The 17029-nt window shown below is 62.0% G+C and carries 17 protein-coding genes; 5 read left to right on the forward strand and 12 right to left on the reverse strand.

All coding sequences use genetic code 11. The annotated features are described in order from the left end of the window. Window positions 1-65: 65 nt before the first annotated feature. Genes ACR0J1_RS11540 through ACR0J1_RS11555 form a run of 4 tightly spaced genes read right to left on the reverse strand, consistent with a single transcriptional unit; the run spans window position 66 to window position 2555 of the window. On the reverse strand, window positions 66-659 hold the full coding sequence (locus ACR0J1_RS11540; RefSeq protein WP_480732966.1) for a DsbA family protein: 594 nt from the start codon (window positions 657-659) through the stop codon (window positions 66-68). 9 nt (window positions 660-668) lie between these two features. Beyond that, complete coding sequence (locus tag ACR0J1_RS11545) at window positions 669-1124, reverse strand: universal stress protein (protein ID WP_480532003.1); 456 nt, start codon at window positions 1122-1124, stop codon at window positions 669-671. Window positions 1125-1177: 53 nt separating this feature from the next. After that, window positions 1178-2035: a branched-chain amino acid aminotransferase gene (locus ACR0J1_RS11550; protein ID WP_480732967.1), complete on the reverse strand. Its 858-nt coding sequence runs from the start codon at window positions 2033-2035 to the stop codon at window positions 1178-1180. Between the two features lie 58 nt (window positions 2036-2093). Further along, window positions 2094-2555 carry an Lrp/AsnC family transcriptional regulator gene (locus tag ACR0J1_RS11555; protein ID WP_480732968.1) on the reverse strand — a complete coding sequence of 154 codons (462 nt, stop codon included), beginning with the start codon at window positions 2553-2555 and terminating at the stop codon, window positions 2094-2096. 129 nt (window positions 2556-2684) lie between these two features. Between ACR0J1_RS11555 and ACR0J1_RS11560 the strand changes: the two genes are divergently transcribed. After that, window positions 2685-3734, forward strand: a complete 1050-nt coding sequence (locus ACR0J1_RS11560; RefSeq protein WP_480732969.1) for a Glu/Leu/Phe/Val family dehydrogenase — start codon at window positions 2685-2687, stop codon at window positions 3732-3734. Between the two features lie 51 nt (window positions 3735-3785). Here the strand turns inward: ACR0J1_RS11560 and trpS are convergent, their stop codons facing one another. Further along, window positions 3786-4814 carry a tryptophan--tRNA ligase gene (gene trpS / locus ACR0J1_RS11565; RefSeq protein WP_480732970.1) on the reverse strand — a complete coding sequence of 343 codons (1029 nt, stop codon included), beginning with the start codon at window positions 4812-4814 and terminating at the stop codon, window positions 3786-3788. A gap of 86 nt (window positions 4815-4900) precedes the next feature. On the opposite strand from trpS, the gene ACR0J1_RS11570 reads away from it, so the two are divergent. Then, on the forward strand, window positions 4901-5587 hold the full coding sequence (locus tag ACR0J1_RS11570) for a rhomboid family intramembrane serine protease (protein ID WP_480732971.1): 687 nt from the start codon (window positions 4901-4903) through the stop codon (window positions 5585-5587). 5 nt (window positions 5588-5592) lie between these two features. On the opposite strand, the gene murJ is transcribed toward ACR0J1_RS11570, so the two are convergent. The 3 genes from murJ to ACR0J1_RS11585 are packed head-to-tail and all read right to left on the reverse strand — an operon-like array spanning window position 5593 to window position 11082. Continuing rightward, window positions 5593-7134, reverse strand: a complete 1542-nt coding sequence (gene murJ, locus ACR0J1_RS11575) for a murein biosynthesis integral membrane protein MurJ (protein WP_480732972.1) — start codon at window positions 7132-7134, stop codon at window positions 5593-5595. Then, entirely contained in the window at window positions 7131-9890 is a 2760-nt protein-coding gene (locus ACR0J1_RS11580) for a [protein-PII] uridylyltransferase (protein WP_480732973.1), read from the reverse strand. The genes murJ and ACR0J1_RS11580 overlap by 4 nt, the downstream gene beginning before the upstream one ends. 19 nt (window positions 9891-9909) lie before the next feature. Then, window positions 9910-11082 carry a penicillin-binding protein activator gene (locus ACR0J1_RS11585; protein WP_480732974.1) on the reverse strand — a complete coding sequence of 391 codons (1173 nt, stop codon included), beginning with the start codon at window positions 11080-11082 and terminating at the stop codon, window positions 9910-9912. Between the two features lie 87 nt (window positions 11083-11169). Here ACR0J1_RS11585 and rsmI point away from each other — a divergent pair, with 87 nt between their 5' ends. From rsmI to gshB, 3 genes are all read left to right on the forward strand, one after another. Further along, window positions 11170-12027, forward strand: coding sequence for a 16S rRNA (cytidine(1402)-2'-O)-methyltransferase (gene rsmI / locus ACR0J1_RS11590; protein ID WP_480732975.1), 858 nt, complete (start codon window positions 11170-11172; stop codon window positions 12025-12027). A gap of 1 nt (window position 12028) precedes the next feature. Then, window positions 12029-12400, forward strand: coding sequence for a YraN family protein (locus ACR0J1_RS11595; protein WP_480732976.1), 372 nt, complete (start codon window positions 12029-12031; stop codon window positions 12398-12400). Between the two features lie 61 nt (window positions 12401-12461). After that, window positions 12462-13394: a glutathione synthase gene (gene gshB, locus ACR0J1_RS11600; protein WP_480532025.1), complete on the forward strand. Its 933-nt coding sequence runs from the start codon at window positions 12462-12464 to the stop codon at window positions 13392-13394. On the opposite strand, the gene ACR0J1_RS11605 is transcribed toward gshB, so the two are convergent. The 4 genes from ACR0J1_RS11605 to cobU are packed head-to-tail and all read right to left on the reverse strand — an operon-like array spanning window position 13391 to window position 16993. After that, on the reverse strand, window positions 13391-14905 hold the full coding sequence (locus ACR0J1_RS11605; protein WP_480732977.1) for a YifB family Mg chelatase-like AAA ATPase: 1515 nt from the start codon (window positions 14903-14905) through the stop codon (window positions 13391-13393). The genes gshB and ACR0J1_RS11605 overlap by 4 nt on opposite strands. 48 nt (window positions 14906-14953) lie before the next feature. Next, on the reverse strand, window positions 14954-15838 hold the full coding sequence (locus ACR0J1_RS11610; protein WP_480732978.1) for a glutathione S-transferase N-terminal domain-containing protein: 885 nt from the start codon (window positions 15836-15838) through the stop codon (window positions 14954-14956). Between the two features lie 58 nt (window positions 15839-15896). Beyond that, complete coding sequence (locus ACR0J1_RS11615; protein ID WP_480732979.1) at window positions 15897-16475, reverse strand: histidine phosphatase family protein; 579 nt, start codon at window positions 16473-16475, stop codon at window positions 15897-15899. After that, window positions 16472-16993: a bifunctional adenosylcobinamide kinase/adenosylcobinamide-phosphate guanylyltransferase gene (gene cobU / locus ACR0J1_RS11620; protein ID WP_480732980.1), complete on the reverse strand. Its 522-nt coding sequence runs from the start codon at window positions 16991-16993 to the stop codon at window positions 16472-16474. The genes ACR0J1_RS11615 and cobU overlap by 4 nt, the downstream gene beginning before the upstream one ends. Window positions 16994-17029: the final 36 nt, after the last annotated feature.

The raw sequence follows: 17029 nt of genomic DNA on the forward strand, positions 1-17029 counted from the left end.
CGGCTCCGTTTGAGGTGCCACTGATATGCGCGCCCGCGCTGGCGAAGTCAAGATTTGGAACGGTTCTAAATTGATGCGGCGTGAGAAATTGCGGCATCCAGACGATCATCGCCCCAGAACAGCTCGGCCCCGGCGACAAAGCTGGGCGCGCCGAAGATGTCCAAGGCTCGGGCGCGGTCGACCTGTTCGAATAAGACCGCCTTGATCTGCGGTTCGCCCATCCGGTCGATCAGGGTCGTTTCGGCACCGGCCGTTGCAAGGCACTCCGTCAGAACCTGTGGGTCCGAGATATCCCGGCCCGCGCCGAATTGTGCCGCATAGACGGCCCTGGAAAACGCTGCGCGCTGGTCGGGGGCATCTATGGTCAATGCCAGACGCGCCGCTTTCAGGCTGTTTTGCGGAAAGGTATCGGGTCGTCGCAGGGGCAGGTCGCGCGTGGCGCAAAGGCGTTCCATATCCCGCCACATATAACGCCCCTTTGCCGGGTAGATGTTGAACGGTGAATTATCCCAGCCCTGCGCTGCAAAAATCGGACCCAGCAGGAAGGGCTGCCACTCCAGCTCAACGTGCCGCTTAGCGGCCATCGTCTGGATCCGCATCGCGCTGAGATAGGAGTACGTCGAGGCGAAATCGAACCAGAATTGCAGTTTCGCGCCCATGGGTCGCCCTCAGGTAATGGCTTCCAGCTTTTCCTTGCTCAGATCACCGGGCACGATGGTAACCGGGATCGGCAGGCTGCCCGAGTTGCGCGTCAGCTGAGTCACCAGCGGTCCCGGGCCTTTCTTGTCTGTGCCAGCCCCCAGCACCAGAACACCGATTTCCGGGTCAGACTGGACATGGGCAATGATCTCGGCCACCGGGTCGCCTTCGCGGATTGCCAGCTCGGGCTCGACCTTCTGCTTGTCCCGCATCCATTTGGCGAACACTTCGAAATGGGCGTGAATGCGTTCGCGAGCCTCTTCGCGCATCACTTCGGCCACACCGATCCAATGGTTGAATTCATCTGGTGGGATGACCGACAGGATCGTGACACCGCCGCCCGTATGGGCCGCACGCATGGCCGCAAAACGCATCGCGTTCAGGCATTCGCGGCTGTCATCCAGAACCACAAGGAATTTGCGCATATCTGTCCCCGGTTTGTTTCCGCGATCATGCCCCAGCGCGGGGGCACTGGCAACTAGCTGGCAGCCCAGTCCCAATACATCTCGCGTACGCGGCGGGCGATGGGGCCGACCTGATACTGCGTGTCGTCCAGCGCGGTGACCGGGGTGACCTTGCTCATGTTCCCGGACATGAAGACCTCATCTGCGTTGTGGAAGTCGTCAAAGCTGAGGACGGTTTCATGCACGGTCACGCCGTCGGCGCGCAGGTTCTTGATGTGGCGGGCACGGGTGATGCCCGCAAGGAAGGTGCCGTTGGGGATGGGGGTGAACACCTCGCCATCGCGGACCATGAAGATATTGGCGGTGGCGGTTTCGGCCACATGACCCATCGCATCGGCGACCAGAGCGTTCGAGAACCCTTTCGACCGCGCCTCGGCCAGCATCCTGGCGTTGTTGGGATAAAGGCATCCGGCCTTGGCATTGACGACCGCCGATTCCAGCACCGGTCGACGGAATCGCGTGGTTGTCAGCGTGGCCGAGACCGTCTCAGACGCCATCGGGATTACTTCGAGGCAGATCGCGAAACCGGTGCTGTCTTGCTGTGGGATAATGGCAGTGGGATCCCCGTCGATGCCCCAATACATCGGGCGGATGTATACGGCTGTACCGGGTGCATAGGCTTCCAGCCCTTCGTGCACCAGCTCGACCATGTGTTCGGTCGTCATGCTGGGCGTCAGCATCAGCGCCTCGGCAGAGCGGTTCACCCGGTCGCAATGGGCATCCAGATCGGGCGTCAGCCCGTCGAAGAACCGGGCGCCGTCGAAAACCGACGATCCCAGCCATGCGCCGTGATCTGCGGCGCGCATGATCGGCGCGTCTCCGTCATGCCATTGACCATCGAAATAGGTGCGGATCTGTGTGCCGACTGCCATCGTGCCCTCCCTCAGTTCGGTGGAAACCTAGGTTGGGGCCGGGGCGAGGTCCAGCAGATTATCCGTGATGCAGGGGCAGGGTGCCGCGTTTGACCATCGTGCGCAGGGCGAAGTTTGATCTGAGGTTGCGAATCCCCGGGATCTGCATCAGCCGATGTTCCAGAAAAGCGTCGAAGGCCGTGAGGTCCTGTGCCACCACCCGCAGCAGAATATCCCGCGACCCGGTCATCAGATAGCATTCCATCACCTCATCGCAGCGGCGGATCGCCCTTTCGAAGGCATCAATGGCGTTGCGGTCCTGTTTTTCCAGCTCGACCGAGACAAAAATGGTGACGCCAAAGCCCAACTGCTCGGGATCGACCAGCGCGGCATAGCCGGTGATGATGCCATCGCGCTGCAACCGTTCAAGTCGCCGCGCGCAGGGCGTCGGGGACAGGCCCACATGCTCGGCCAGGTCGATGACCGTCATGCGGCCATCCTTCTGCAGGGCGCGGATGATTTTGGTGTCGATAGCGTCCATGGGGGAATAGTCTATTCTGTGGCTGGCTTGTAGGGAATATCACCAATTCAGAGTGACTGCCAGCCAGATAATGGCGAGAACCCCTCAGCCAAAGGTGGCAAACTCTCCGGGATATTCCGGAGGAGACGTATGGACATTACCATCGTGGACGCGCCCGAGCACGAGCGCGTGGTTGAATTCAAAGACAGCAAACTCGGCCTGTTAGGCTATATCGCCATCCACTCAACCCGGCGCGGCCCGGCTGCGGGTGGTGTGCGGATGAGGCCCTATGGCCATCCCGCCGAGGCGCTGCAGGATGCGCTGCGGCTGGCGCGGGGCATGACTTTCAAGAACGCCGCTGCCGATCTGCCGCTGGGCGGCGGCAAGGCGGTGATCATTGGCGATCCGGGTATCGACAAGACCCCCGAACTGCTGAAAGCCTTCGGGCGCGTGGTTCAAAGCCTCGACGGGCTTTATTGGACTGCCGAGGATATGGGCATGACCCCGGCCGACATGGCGCATATCGGGTCCGAGGCCGATTTCGTCGCCGGGCTGGCGGATGGTGCCTTTGCCAGCGGCGATCCCTCTCCGATCACGGCGCGCGGGATTTTCAACGCGATCCGGGTGACCGCGCAGCACCGGTACGGGCTGGCTGATCTGGACGGGTTGACCGTTTCGGTTCAGGGCTTGGGCCATGTGGGCGAGCATCTGTGCCAGTTCCTGCACGACGCGGGCGCGCGCCTGATTGTCACCGATATCAATGCCGAGCAAACCGCGCGCGTGGCCGAGCGGTTCGGCGCGCAGGCCGTCGCACCGGATGCGATCTATGGCGTTGAGGCCGACATCTTCGCCCCCTGCGCCATCGGTGGTATTCTGAATGAAACCAGCATCCCGCTGTTGCAGGTTGGTGCTGTGGCCGGCGGCGCGAACAACCAACTGGCCAAGGACCGCGACGCGCTGCTGCTGCATGACCGGGGTATTCTCTATGCGCCGGATTTTGTCGCCAATGGCGGCGGGATCATCAATGTCGCGACCGAAATTCTGCGCGTGGCCGATCGTGAAGATTGGGTGAACCACCGGTTGACGGCGCTGGAGCAGACTATGGATCGCATTCTGACCCGTGCCAGGGCCGAGGCGATCAGCCCGCATGACATTGCCGAATCCATCGTGCACGAAACCCTGCGTGCACAGGCGGCCTGAGCCAAAAGAAAACGCCGCCCTGATAGGGGCGGCGTTCCGTTTGCCAAAGGGTCAGGGCTTGCCGGCGCCCACCATCCCGACAATCTCATAAGTCTGTTGCAGGATCGGAGCCGCAATCGCACGGGCACGTTCCGCGCCGCGGGCCAAGATTTGGTCGATCTCGGCCTCTTCGCCCATCAGACGCGCCATCTCGGCCGAGATCGGGGCCAGTTTCGAGACCGCAAGCTCTGCCAGCATCGGCTTGAACTCACCAAATTGCTTGCCGCCGACCTCAGCCAGAACCTGCTCCGACGTCTGATCGCTGAGCGCGGCATAGATGCTCACCAGATTGCGCGCCTCGGGGCGTTCGGACAGACCGTCGATTTCCGATGGCAAAGCATCCGGGTCGGTTTTGGCCTTACGGATCTTCTTGGCGATGGTGTCGGCGTCGTCGATCATGTTGATCCGGGTCATATCCGACGCATCGGAAGATGACATTTTGCTCGTACCATCTCGTAGGTTCATGACGCGTGGTGCCGGCCCGTCAATGACAGGCTCGGTCAGCGGGAAGAAATCCACTCCGTAATCGTGGTTGAACTTTGTCGCGATGTCGCGAGTCAGCTCCAGATGCTGTTTCTGGTCCTCGCCCACGGGTACATGCGTGGCATGGTAGATCAAGATGTCCGCCGCCATAAGCGATGGATAGGCAAACAGACCCAGCGAAGCGTTCTGCGCGTTCTTGCCCGCCTTGTCCTTCCACTGCGTCATCCGCTGCATCCAACCCATCCGGGCCACGCAGTTGAAAATCCAAGCCAGTTGCGAGTGTTCGGCGACTTGGCTTTGATTGAACAGAATGGATTTTTCTGCATCCAGACCGGCGGCGATAAAGCCCGCGCAAACCTCGCGTGTCTTTTCCTGCAGTTTCTCCGGGTCTTGCCAGACGGTGATCGCGTGCAGGTCAACCATGCAATAGATGGTTTCGAACTCAGGGCCCTGCATGTCCACAAAGCGCTTGAGCGCACCCAGATAGTTGCCAAGGTGCAGGTTTCCTGAAGGCTTGATGCCGGAGAACACGCGCGGCGTGAATTGGGTCTCGGTCATCGAAGGGAACTCCCGTCTGGAAAAATCAGTCCCCGTCGCTTACCCATGAGGCCAAGGGACGTCAACAGCCGCGAAAGGCCAGCCCAATGAGCAGTGAGCATTATACCCCGCCCGTGAACCCTCTGCCGCCGGTCGTGGTAGCGTTGACGCTGTTCATCATGGGGATCGAGGTGGTCCTGCAACTTGGTGCGCGCGGCATCGTTGGCGGGCCATCGGCGGTGGGTTGGCGGCTGGACGCGCTGCAGCAATACACGTTTTCGCCCGACATCTTCGATTGGATGGTGGAAAACGGGCGCTGGCCGTTCGAGCATGTGATCCGCTTTGTCACCTATCCCTTTGTTTCGGCCAATTTCACGCAGGCGATCTTTGTCTGTGTCTTCGTGCTGGCGATGGGCAAGATGGTGGCCGAGGTGTTCGGCAGCGCCGCCATGCTGATCATATTCGTTCTGTCCGGCGTGGGCGGAGCGCTGGCCTATGCTGTGCTGCTGGACCCGGCCTATCCGCTGGTCGGAGGGTTCCCGCCCGTTTACGGGTTGATCGGTGCGTTCACATGGCTGCTCTGGCGCAAACTGTCTTTGGTTGGCGAGAACCAATCCCGTGCCTTCAGCCTGATCGCGATGCTGATGGGGATTCAATTGGTGTTTGGTCTGATCTTCGGGGGCACTTTGGACTGGGTCGCCGACTTGGGTGGGTTTGCCACGGGGTTTGGCCTGTCATTCTTTCTGGCACCGGGCGGCTGGGCACGGATTGTGGGCAGGATACGCCGCGACTAGGCGGGTCACCCCCGGCGCAACGCGGTGCGGAATTCCGACAGTTTGAAGGCACCGAACAGGTGGCCGAGTGCGAAGTAGGCCGCGCCCGCCGCCGCGATCAGCAGAAGCAGGGCAAGATAGCGCAGGCCAGACAGTTCAAAGGCCCAGCCGAACAGGTGGATTGCCACAAACAGGACGACGCCCATCCCGGCTGAGGCCGCAACGATCCGCCATGCCCGGTGTTTGAACCGCGCATCAAAACGGGCCTCGTCCCCGAACCGCCGCGCGCCGATGGCCAGCAGCAGAACCATGGCCCAACCGGCGGTCGAGGCCGCGATGGCGGGCGCGATCCAGCCGACGACGGGATAAAGGCCAAAGGCGAGAGCGGCATTCACAACCATCGCCACTACGGCATAGCGGAACGGGGATTTCGTGTCTTCGCGGGCAAAGAACAGCGGTTGCAGCAGCTTTTGCAGCATGAAGGCGGGCAGGCCGATGCCATAGATAGCGACGGCCAGCGCTGTGGCTGCGGTGTCCTCGGCGGTGAACTGGCCGCGTTGGAACAGGACCGAGACCAGTTGGACGGGGATGATCACGAAGGCGACGGTCGAGGGGATGGTCAGCAGCAGCGTGAACTCTCCGGCCCGGGAAAACGCATTGCGCGCGCCGTCTTTGTCGTCGGCCCTCAGGCGACGGGACAGGTCGGGCAGCAGGACGATGCCCACGGCGATGCCGACCACGCCCAGCGGCAGTTGATACAGGCGATCTGCCGCAAACAGCCAGCTCACGGCTTTCTCGGTTTTCGAGGCCACCAGCTGCCCCACCACCAGATTGACTTGTGTCACCCCCATGGCCAAAGCGGCAGGCACCGCAATGCGCACCATACGCCGCATCTCGGGGCTCAGCTTCGGCAGGCCGGGTCGGATGCGGATGCCTGCGCGCTCGGTAGCGATCCAGACAAGCGCGAGCTGTGCGACGCCTGCCGCGGGGATCACGGCTATCAACCAGCGGATCACCTCACCGCCTGAAAGCGCCCCGAAGATCAGGGCGGAGCAGGCGAAGATGTTCAGCAGAACCGGCGCGGCGGCGGCGGCGGCGAAGCGGCCCGTGGCGTTCAGCACGCCGGAAAACAGCGCCGCCAGCGACATGAACAGGATGTAGGGAAAAACGACATAGCCGTAGTCGACGGCCAGATCAAAGCGTTCATCGCCATAGAACCCTTCGGCGGTCAACCAGACCAGCGCGGGCATGAACACCATTGCCAGACCGACAAGCGCCAATACGGCGACGGCAAGCAGGTTGAACGCATCCTGTGCGAACCCTTCGGCATTCTCTTCACCCTCCAGCCGCTTGGAAAACATCGGCACGAAGGCTGCGTTGAAGGCACCCTCGGCGAAGAAACGGCGGAACATATTGGGCAGGCGAAAGGCAGCGACAAAGGCGTCCATCACCGGGCCGGGCCCGATATAGGCGGTCAGCAGGATTTCCCGCAGAAAGCCAAGGATGCGGCTGGCAAGGGTCCAGAATCCGACCGTGAAAAACCCCGAGAACAGGCGGATCTGCTTCATGAGGCGGCGCGCTCAGCGCCCTCGGTGATCGCGGTGCGCAGCTTGGCCTCAAGCCCCCGCTGCTTGCTGTCCGAGTGGTATTTCAGGCCGAACATATCCTTGACGTAGAAGGTATCGACCACCTGCTCGCCATAGGTCGCGATGACGGCATTGGCGATATACACATTGGCTGCTGCCAGCGTGCGGGCGAGGTCATAGAGCAAGCCGGGACGGTCGCGGGTGTCGACCTCGATGATCGTGTAAATCTCGGACCCGTCATTGTCGAAGGTGATATGGGTCGGGACGTTAAAGGCGCGTTCGCGTTTCTTGATCTTGTCGCGCGATTTAAGGGCGTCGCGTGCCACAACTTCGCCCTTCATCGTCTTGTGGATCATCTGTGTTAGTCGCGGCAGGCGCGAGGCCTCGAACGGGTGGCCTTCGGCATCCTGGATCCAGAAGGCATCCGTTACGTAACCATCCTTGGTGGTATAGCTGCGCGCGTCGACCACATTGGCCCCGACCAGCGCCAGGGCCCCGGCGATGCGGGCAAAGATACCGGGGTGGTCACCCATGGCGAAACAGGCGCGCGTCGCGTCGCGGTCTTCGTCGGGATGCAGGCGGATTTCCATCTCACCGGGGTCGCCACTGTCCTCCAGTGCCTTCAACATCTCGGCGAACTCGACATGGGTCGACAGGTTGAGGCCCTGCCAATAGGGGTCGTAATGCCGCCCAGTTTCGGTTTTTAGGTCCCCCTTGGACCAGCCTGCCAACTCGGCCCGCAGCAGCTTTTTCGCCCCCGCCCCGCGATTGGCGCGGTTGAGGTCTTCCATCCCGGTCTCAAGCGCGCGCTTGGTTTCGGCATGTAGCGCGCGCAGCAGGGTGGCTTTCCAGTTGTTCCACGTGTTCGGCCCTACGCCGCGAATATCGCAGACCGTCACAACGGTCAGCAGGTCCAGCCGTTTGACCGTCTCGACCGCCTTGGCGAAATCCCGAATGGTGCGTGGGTCCGAGATATCGCGTTTCTGTGCCATATCCGACATCAGCAGGTGATAGCGCACCAGCCATTCCACCGTTTCGGAATCCGATTTGTTCAACCCCAGACGCGGGGCCACCTTGCGTGCGATCTGCGCACCGAGGATCGAATGATCTTCGGGCCGACCCTTCGCGATGTCATGCAGCAGCAGCGCCACATAAAGCACCTTGCGGTTGACGCCTTCCTTCAGGATGGACGAGGCCAGCGGCAGCGACTCGATCAACTCACCGCGTTCAATCTGGGCGAGGTTGACGATGCACTGGATCGTATGCTCGTCCACCGTATAGCTGTGATACATATTGAACTGCATCATCGCCACGATGTGCTCGAACTCGGGCAGGAAGGCTGACAGCACGCCCAACTCGTTCATGCGGCGCAAAGCGCGTTCGGGGTTGCCGTGTTTCAGCATCAGATCCAGAAAGATGCGCCGCGCTTCCTTGTTGTTGCGCATGTCATCATCAATGAGGCTCAGGTTCGCCGCGACGAGACGCATCGCGTCGGGGTGGATCAGCATCCCGGTGCGCAGGCCCTCTTCAAACAGCCGTAGCAGGTTCAGCTTGTCGGTCAGGAAGGTGTCGGGGTCGGCCACGTCCAGCCGGCCATGCACAACCCGGTATCCCGCCTTGACCCGAGGGCGGCGGCGGAAAATGCGCTCCAGCAGCGGCGCGCTTTTCATGTGGGACGCTTCCAACTTGGTCAGAAAGATGCGGGTCAGCTCACCCACCCGAGTGGCCTCGCGGAAATAGCGCTGCATGAACACTTCGACCGCACGTCGTCCGGCGCGGTCTTCATAGCCCATGCGCTCGGCCACCTCGACCTGCAGGTCAAAGGTCAGCTGTTCGGTGGCGCGGCCGGTGACCAGATGCAGATGGGATCGCACGGCCCACAGAAACTCTTCGGCCTGAACAAAGCCTTGGAACTCTTCGGGCGTAAACAGGCCCAGCGGCACCAGCTCGGCCACGTCCTGAACACCGTAGATGTATTTGGCGATCCAGTAGAGCGATTGCAGATCGCGCAGGCCGCCCTTACCCTCTTTCACATTGGGCTCGACCATATAACGCTCACCTTGTTTGAGGTGGCGTTCGTCACGCTCTTTCAGCTTGGCTTCGATAAAGTCGCGCTCGGTGCCTTTGAACAGGTCTGTCTTCAGTTGCGCCTCAAGGTCCTGCGCAAGTGCGAAATCTCCGGCCAGATAGCGCTGCTCCAGCATGGCGGTGCGAATGGTGAAATCCTCACCCCCCAGCCGCAGGCAATCCCTGATGGTGCGCGAGGAATGACCGACTTTCAGCCGCAGATCCCACAGGATATACAGCATGGATTCGATCACACTCTCGGCCCAGGCGGTGATCTTGTAGGGCGTCAGGAACAGCAGATCCACGTCCGAGGACGGGGCCATTTCGCCGCGCCCATAGCCGCCGACGGCAAGAACAGCGATCTTTTCTCCCTGCGTTGGCGTCGCCAGAGGATGCAGATACTTGCTGGCAACGCGCATCGCGGTGCAGACCAGTTGGTCGGTCAGATAGGTGTAGGATCGCGTCAGCGGACGCGCATCGAACGGGGCCTGCGCAAAGGCCTCGGCAATGGCTGCGCGCCCGGTCTTCTGGGCCTCGCGCAGGATGCGGACGGTTTCTGCGCGCAGGGCAGTGTTATCAGCGCCGCGTTCGACGGCGGCGGACAGGTTGGCATCAACCTTGGCATTGTCAAAAATCCGGTCGGCGGGGCAGATCAGTTTGCTGTCAGGCATGCCTGCCTGCGCCGGTGGCTCAGAATCCGGCGCCAGAGAAGCTTTGTGGGGCAGGGTCAATCACAACCACCTGTTTGTTCTGGATCGTGGCAACCGCCAGACCGCGTTCGTTTGTACCGTTGGGACGCAGGCGGAAGATGCCGCCGACGCCCTGAAACCCTGCATTCTGGGTCAGCGCCGCGCCGGTCAGCGCGTTCGATTTCCCCTGGCTGACCAAGGCCCCAATCGCTGCGATGCCGTCATAAGCCAGCCCGCTGATCGGATGCGGGGCCTCGCCATAGGTGTTGTTATAGCGTTGACGATAAGCCTGCGCCTTAGCCGGGTCCGGCAGCGCGAACCATCCGCCCTGCACCCCGGGCAGTTCCAGCGTCTGCGCCGGGATATCCCAGCGTGTCAGGCCGATATATTGCACCGTCGCCGGAGACACCCCGGCCTCGGGCAGCAACTGGCTGTAGAGCGGCAAAGCGCCTGCAGTCGTTGCGGTCAGGAAAATCGAATCCGCGCCGGTCGAATCTACCGTGGCCTTAATGGTCGGAACCGAGTTGATCACCCCTTGCTGTGACCGGTCATAGGCCACCGTGCCCGCATCATTGACCCGGCTGCTGCTGAGCGCTGTGGCAATTGCCGCCTGACCCAATTGCCCCGCCGAGTCATTGCTGTGCACGATCACGGTGCCGGTCTTGCCCTGACGGCCTGCAAAATTCACCAGCCTGTTGGCGGTGTTCTGGAAGGTCGGGCCCAGCACAAAGACATTCCCGCCTGCGATGCTGGTGTTGTTCGAGAAGGACAGCACGTTGACGTTGTTGTTCAGAACCGCAAGACCCGCCGCATTCGCCGCCTGCGCATAGACCGGGCCGATGATGATCTTAGCCCCGTCCGCAACGGCCTGTTGCGCCACCGTTGATGCAGTGCCGGCATTGCCTGCGGTGTCATAGACCCTCAGATCGATTTTGACATTCTGCAGGTCTGCCATGGCCAGACGAGCCGCGTTCTCAAGGCTTTGAGCAAGGGCTGCATCCCCCGATTGCGGCGATCCGCGCGGCACCAACAGGGCGACGGGGACCGGATCTGAGGTGTCGATCGAGGGGCCTCCGCTGATGCCACCCACTTCACAGGCGGCCAGAAATGCGGCCGTAGCCAGAGCAATGGCGGATTTCGCCAGTTTGCGGGTGGGCTTGCAAACGGTAAACATCTAAATGAAAACTCCCTGATCCGGCGTCTGAGGGCACCTTGGTCTAACGATCCGCGATAATAAACGTCACGCTCTGAGGGTCCAGCTTTGAATTTCCAAAAGATCAGATTGGCCGCGGGCCTGTACTTTGTTGCCACTCCAATCGGCACTGCGCGCGACATTACGCTCAGGGCACTGGATGTGCTGGCCTCGGCGGACATGATCGCCGCCGAAGATACCCGCAGTTTGCGCCGGTTGATGGAAATCCATGGGGTCCCGCTGGAGGGTCGTCGCATCCTTGCCTATCACGATCACAGCGGGGCAGGTGCGCGGGGCAAGCTTCTGCAGGCGCTTGAGGCGGGGCAGTCGGTTGCCTACGCCTCTGAAGCCGGGATGCCCCTGATCGCCGATCCAGGTTATGATCTGGGCCGGCAGGCGGCTGAGGCAGGCTTTGCCGTCACCTGCGCCCCGGGTCCCTCGGCAGCGCTGGCGGCGCTGACACTGGCGGGGCTGCCCACGGATGCGTTCTTTTTCGCGGGCTTTCTGCCCAATGCCTCTGGCGCGCGGCGGTCGCGCATTGAGGCGCTGCGCGACATTCCCGGAACTCTGGTGTTCTACGAATCCCCCAAGCGGCTGGCCGCAAGCCTTGCGGATCTCGCAGATGTTCTGGGCGCTGACCGGCAGGCCGCCATGTGTCGTGAGCTGACAAAGAAATTCGAAGAGGTTCGACGCGGGACGCTCGCTGATCTGGCGGCGGAGTATCGCGGCGCAACAGTGAAAGGCGAAGTCGTCCTGCTCGTGGATCGTGCGCATTCGCAAACTGTTAACGAGTCTGACGTAGAAGAGGCTTTGAAACGGGCGCTGGAAACCCATTCGGTGCGCGACGCGGCAGATCTGGTGTCCGAGATGTTCAACCTGCCGCGCAGGCCGCTCTATCAAAAGGCCCTGAAGCTGGGAAAGGGATGACATGACACGGCGATCCGTTCGGGGCTCGGTTTCTTATCACGCAGGAGAAGCAGCAGAGCTGAGCGTCGCCAACGACTATGAGCGGCGCGGGTTTTCGATTGCCCATCGCCGGTGGCGCGGGGCTGGGGGTGAAATCGACCTGATCGTGCGGAATGCGGACGGGATCGTCTTCGTCGAAGTTAAGAAAAGCACAAGCTTCGCGACCGCAGCGGCGCGGATCAGCCCCCGGCAAATCGACCGAATCTACGCATCCGCCGCGCAGTTTCTCGAGCATGAACCAGGCGGGCAACTGACAAATGTGCGCTTTGACGCCGCATTGGTCGATGGCTCTGGCGCGGTTGAAATCATCGAAAACGCCTTTGGCCACGGCTGATCGCCATTGAACCCGTCAGGTCTGTGGGCCATGTATCGGGCGTAGAACTGAGGGATACGCCATGAAGATCGCCTTTCAGATGGACCCGATCGGGGCCGTGGACATCAATGCCGACAGCTCATTCCGTCTGGCCGAAGAAGCACAGGCCCGTGGGCATGAGCTGTTTTTCTACGGGCCCGACCAGTTGGCCTATCAGGAGGGGCGGATTACAGCGCGCGGTCACGACATGACGGTGCAGCGTGTGCCGGGCGATCCGGCGGTGCTTGGCCCCGAGCGTGAGGTTGATCTGGCCGACTTTGATGTGGTCTGGCTGCGGCAGGACCCGCCGTTTGACATGCATTACATAACATCGACTCATCTGCTGGATCGCCTGAAAGGTCAGGCGCTGGTGGTGAATGACCCGTTCTGGGTCAGGAACTATCCCGAAAAACTGCTGGTGCTGGATTTTCCCGATCTCACCCCACCCACAACGATTGCGCGCGATTTGCAGACGATCAAGGCGTTCAAGGAGAAGCACGGGGATATCATCCTCAAGCCGCTCTATGGCAATGGCGGCGCTGGCGTGTTCCGGCTGGGGCCGGATGATCGCAATCTGACGTCCTTGCACGAGTTGTTTACCGGGTTTTCGCGCGAGCCGCTGATCGTTCAGAAATTCCTGCCCGATGTGCGTAATGGCGACAAACGGGTGATTCTGGTCGATGGCGAGGCCGTGGGTGCCATCAACCGGGTCCCAGCCGAGGGTGAGACGCGCTCGAACATGCATGTGGGCGGGCGGCCCGAGAAGATTGGTCTGACCGACCGCGACATGGAGATATGCGCCGCCATTGGGCCACTACTGAAAGAGAAGGGCCAGATTTTCGTCGGCATCGACGTCATCGGCGACTACCTGACCGAGATCAACGTGACGTCCCCCACCGGCATTCAGGAGCTGGAACGGTTCAACGGCGAGAACATCGCCGAAAAAATCTGGCAAGCGATTGAGGCGAAGCTTTAGGCCCCGGCCCTGGCGCTGATGCGATAACTCAGCGCCTCGGCGACATGGGGGCGGCGGATGTCTGGCGCACCTTCCAGATCAGCGATGGTTCGTGCGACCCGCAGGATGCGGTGGAAAGCGCGGGCCGACAGGCCGAACCGTTCTGCGGCCTTCAAAAGCAGGTCTTTTCCTTCGGCGTCCGGGCTGGCGCAGTCTTCCAGATACGTGCCTTCAAGGTCGGCGTTCTGCCGCGTGCCCGGCATGTCCCGGAACCTGTCGGCCTGAAGGGCGCGGGCGGCCTCGACCCGCGCGGCCACGGTCGCAGAGCTGTCGCCCGAAGGCGGCAGATCAAGGTCGGTGAAGCTGACCGGCGGCACTTCGATTCGCAGATCGAAGCGGTCCATCAACGGGCCGGAGATACGACCGAGATAGTCCTCGCCACAGACCGGAGCGCGGGAACAGGCGCGGGCGGGATCGGTCAGATAGCCGCATTTGCAAGGGTTCGCGGCAGCCACAAGCATGAACCGGCAGGGGTATTTGACGTGGGCGTTGGCGCGGGCGACCATGACCTCTCCGGTCTCGATGGGCTGGCGCAGGGTTTCCAGCACAGTGCGCGGGAATTCAGGGAATTCGTCCATAAACAGAACGCCGTTATGGGCCAGCGAAATCTCACCGGGTTTTGCGCCCTTGCCGCCACCGACGATGGCGGCCATGGATGCGGTGTGGTGCGGTTCGCGGAAGGGGCGGGCGCGGCTGATGCCGCCTTCGTCTAGCAAACCGCAGAGAGACTGGATCATCGAGGTTTCCAGTGCCTCGACCGGTGTCAGTGGCGGAAGGATGCCGGGCAGCCGGGCCGCCAACATGGATTTGCCAGAACCGGGGGTGCCGATCATGATCAGGTGATGACGGCCAGCGGCGGCGATTTCCAGCGCGCGTTTGGCACGTTCCTGTCCTTTGACGTCGCGCAGGTCGCGCGCAGCGGGCGACAGGCTGACTTCGCCCGGTGTGGCAGCGGGCAGGGCGGATTGGCCAGTGAAATGCCTGACCACATCCCCCAGCGAGCCCGCGCCGATCACCTGCGTTGCGTCGACCCACGCGGCCTCGGCGCTGGAGGCCGCGGGGCAGAGCAGCGCGCGGTCTTCGGCGGCGGCGGTCATGGCGGCGGGCAAGGCACCCACGACCGGCACCAGCGAGCCGTCCAGCGATAGCTCTCCCAACGCCACGGCCCCTTCGGCGGCGTCGGTTGGTATGATGTCCAGCGCGGACAGCAGGGCGACGGCGATGGGCAGGTCGAAATGGCTGCCCTCTTTCGGCAGGTCGGCGGGGGACAGGTTGATGGTGATCCGCTTTGACGGCAGGGCGATGGCCATCGAACTGAGCGCGCTGCGCACCCGATCGCGCGCCTCGGACACGGCTTTGTCGGGCAGGCCGACGATCGAGAATGCCGGAAGGCCCGGTGAAACGGCGCATTGCACCTCGACCGGGCGGGCGTCTACGCCTTGAAAGGCGACGGTATGGGCGCGGGCGACCATGGCAATCCTGTTTCCTGGTTAACAGGACGTTGCTGCCATGGTTGCGGTTTAGGAATGGTTAACGTCTGCCACCATTGCTGCGAATTTTGGCCATGCCCCCGGGTCGGCAACGGTTTTGTCGCGGCAGAACGGGTTGCAGAAGCCCCAGACTTGGCCATCGAGTTCTAGATAGTCGGTGACCGGTTTGCCGGAATAAGGGCAGGTCAAGTTGACCGAGGGGCCCGAGGCGACGGCCTTGGCCCGAGAGGTTCCGCCAACCGGCCAGTCCTGCACGGGCCCATTCTGCGGATAGGGAAATGGATCATACGAAACGGTCAGGCCCATCGCGCGCCATTGCCGAACCGACAGGTCGGACAGCAGCTCAAGGCAGTAAGCGCGATTGGCCTCGGTCACCGGCAGGCCATAACCGATGATCCGCGCCGCGACCGGGGTATAGAACACATCCGCCAGCGAATAGGTCCCGAACAACGGGCCGGTTTCAGCGCCTGAGAGGGTCCGGGCATGTGCCCAAAGCGTATCGATCCGCTGCAGGTTGGACAGGGTTTCGGGCGAGGGGCGGAACCCTTCCCAGCACTGACGCAACTGCATCGGGCATTCGCCCCTTAGGGCTGAGAACCCCGCAACCATTTCGGTGCACAGCCAGCGGGCGGTCGCGCGGGCGGCGGGGTCTTTGGGCCACAGCCCGGCTTCGGGGTGGCGCTCGGCGAGTGTTTCCGCCATGGCAAGGCTTTCACCAACCACGGTTCCATCCGGTAGCCGCAGCGCCGGGACGAGGCGGGCGGGGGCCAGCGGTTCCATATCCGCCGCCATCGTGCCGGAATAGAGGCCGACCATATGGGTACGGTAGGGCAGGCCGAACTTCTCGAGCATGAGCCATCCGCGCAGGGACCAACTCGAGAACAGGCGGTCGCCGATGAAAAGGTCATAGGTCATCCGCGCACGATGTCGGATGGCGCGGCCTTGGTAAATCAGAGATTTGTGCGCGACCCCATCACGGTCGGTGATTGATCCGACCCACGGACCAGCGATCACCGTGATGGGTGATCTCGGTGACCGAGAGGTTGTCGATCCGGTGGCCAAACGCCTCTTGCGCCTCGACATTCAGGGCGCGCTGCACTTGCGTCAGGATCACGCCGAAATGGGCCACGATGATCAGATCATGGCCGGTATGGGCGGCGATCAGCGTATCGATGGCTGTATCAACCCGCGCGCGGACCTCGTTCCAGCTTTCGCCGTTCGGGGGGCGGACCTCGCCCGGATTGTCCCAATAGGCAAAGCACAGTTCGGGGTCTTCGGCCTCGATCTCTTTGAAACCCCGCAACTCCCAAGTGCCGAAGTTGATCTCGCGCAGGTCTTCGCGGTGGGGCAGGCGTGTGCGCGCGCCTTGAATGGCGCTCGCGGTATCGGCAGCGCGGGACAGGTCGGATGAGATCACGATGGCCTGCGTTGGCAGATGCGCGGACAGGCGGTCAAGCGCAGCGGTGTCGCTCAGGTCAGCGGGCAGGTCGGACCAGCCGACCATGGTTTTGGCATGGGTCGGCCCGTGCCGCACCAGATGCAGGCGGGTCAAAGGGGTTCACCTTTCAGGACCAAGGGCAACCCGGCAGTCACCTGCACCACACGGTCGGCCTGCGCAGCCAGCGCAATGTTCAGCCGCCCCTGCGCTTCACGAAAGCGGCGCGACAGGGCATTGTCGGGCACGATCCCGTGGCCGACCTCGTTCGAGACGATCACGATCTGGGCCGCGCAGGTCTTCAACGCGTCCAGCAAACCGGCCTGAGCCTGCTGCAGATTATTCTCGGCCAGCAGATGATTGGTCAGCCACATGGTCGCACAATCGATCAGGCACACTTGGTCCGCTGTCAGCTTTGCAAGCTCGGGCGACAGGTCGAACGGAGCCTCGATCGTGGTCCAGTTGCTGCCTCTTTGTGCAATATGTTGCCTGATTTTCAGGCGCATCTCATCATCAAACACTTGTGATGTGGCCAGATATATCTGGCTTTTCCCTGTGGAAACAGCAAGTTGTTCTGCAAAAAGCGACTTGCCTGAGGCTGCGCCGCCCAACACGAAGGTTAAATCGGGATGCACTTTTATTACCTTTCTGGTGATCCACCCGGTTTTGTT

The sequence above is a fragment of the Ruegeria sp. CJ3 genome (genome assembly GCF_056536725.1).